Genomic DNA, 2,031 nt, shown 5'->3' with positions numbered 1-2,031 from the left:
TATCAAGAGATTGGCTTAGGGTGCTAGACACACTTTCTAAATATAATTGTGAAAATAAATAATATCGCACAGTCATTTCGTAACCGGGGTTAAATACTCCCACACCGTATTTAATCATTAAGTCTTCACCAATATAACCGCTGACGGCCACTTTGCCGTCGTCATTAGTATCAAGTTGTACATTGGAAAATCCAAATTTTTCAATCAGCCCTGTTGCAGTACTGCCAATGCTATTCATTGCTCCACCATCAAATTGTGAGCCTAAGCTGAGTGCTGCTCCCATCATTAATGAGTTACTTTGTTGATTGGTTGTACTGGTAAAGCCTTTACCCGTCAAAATATAAGAAAGCACCTCAGCTTGCTCTTTTGCGGGATTAGAGAATAAGGTGACCACTGGACGCATTGGGGTACCTGTGACTCGAACACCTGCGGTGATATCACTTTCTTTAATGTCTCTAGTTGCTTCTATATTCAGATTTGGCAGTTCTGTAGGACCAATAAATTGAACTTCACCAGTATTAATAGTTAAGGTTTGTCCCATAAACTTATAAGTCCCTTTGTTGACTCTAATGTCACCAAATAACATGGGCGGCTTAAAAGCTTGCTGCTTTAGCACCAGATCACCTTGTAGCCTTCCCTTAAGACCCATACCATCAATAGTTAGACGTTTACCGACACTGATATTTAAATCGGCTGTAACGGCGTAAGGACTGGCTTTAACGGTTTGTTCAGATACTGAATCGTTAAATACCACATCGTTCGATACCGCAACGCCTCCTTCAGCTAACTGTGTAATTTTTATTTGTCCTGATGGCACGTCAACTTTGCCTTTTATCGCAAACAGTTGTTCATCGAAGGTCATGTTAATATCTGGAGAGACATTTAAGATTGCCATTGGAGGTTGAATAACCGCTAAATTTGCACCTTTAATATCAATGTCGCCACTAAATTTCCCTTGTGGCCAAGCAAGGGTACCTTTAGTGCTTACTTGCCCGTCGCCCATATGCCATTGGCCATTGAGTTGTCCTTGCTGACCTTCTAGAGCCAGTGACAAGTACAGTTTGTCGATAAGTGTTGGGTTCGTGGATAAGGCAAATGCACCGTCACTGAGTTTAATATTACCTGAGACGCTAGGGTCCATAAGGGTGCCAGATAAATTTAATCGACTGGATAACATGCCTTCTAAGGTTTCGAGTCTAGGGAAGAACTCTCCAAAAGGAGCTAGATTGAGTTCATTTACATTAACAGTACCTTGTAAGGTGCGATCGGGTGTGATGTTAACACTCAGTTGACTATTCCAACTTGCTATGCCGGACGAATCGAAACTCAATGAGCTATTAATTTGTTTTTCATCAAGCGATGCTTCAAATAGTAACTGCTGATAGTCGATGCTGATGGTGTTGTTTTTGGCACGGCTTAGCTTAATATTTCCCGGTAAAAGCGTAAACTGAACATTGGCAGTAGGCTTTTTACCTTTAGCCCAATTGACTTGGCTAGTTAGCACGGCTTCACCGTTCCAAGTGATTTTTTTAGACAACACAGGTGCCAATAATTTACCGGGATTACCAGTAAAAGTCACATTGGCTAGACCGGTATGACCCAATTTAACATCATTGATTAAACACAATTTATTGTGTGGATGCACTAAGCAAAAACGGCTCACACCACCACGATGGTTAAGTTGATCCCAGCTGGCTGTAATGTGTTTATCTTGTTGCCATTGCCCAAGAGCATTACTGATATTGAATTCTGTTAATGTGGCATTGAACTGTTGTTTATCGAGATTACTACTACTGGTTATCTGAGTCTTGATGACCAAATCACCTTGAGTATTGAGTTTACTTTGTTGTTGATGTTGATTTCCCTCACTGACGAAGGCGATATCTGTCAGCTTATAGCTGTCCCATACCAGATTATTATTGCGCAATGCTATCCGATATTTATGCTGTGAATAAGGACGATAATTAGCAAGTAAATCAAGGCTGTCAATCTTACTTCCTAGGTAACTGAATTTATTGATTTGCGCATTAA

The 2,031-nt window shown here is 40.6% G+C and carries 1 protein-coding gene; it reads right to left on the bottom strand.

The features are described from left to right. On the bottom strand, positions 1-2,031 hold a 2,031-nt coding region (locus H5202_RS21340; protein ID WP_182773820.1), incomplete at both ends, for a translocation/assembly module TamB domain-containing protein.

The sequence above is a fragment of the Shewanella sp. SG41-4 genome (assembly GCF_014164505.1).
In the GTDB taxonomy this organism is placed as follows: domain Bacteria; phylum Pseudomonadota; class Gammaproteobacteria; order Enterobacterales; family Shewanellaceae; genus Shewanella.
Note: the sequence above shows the minus strand (reverse complement) of the source record. Positions and strands in the feature narration are given on the sequence as shown.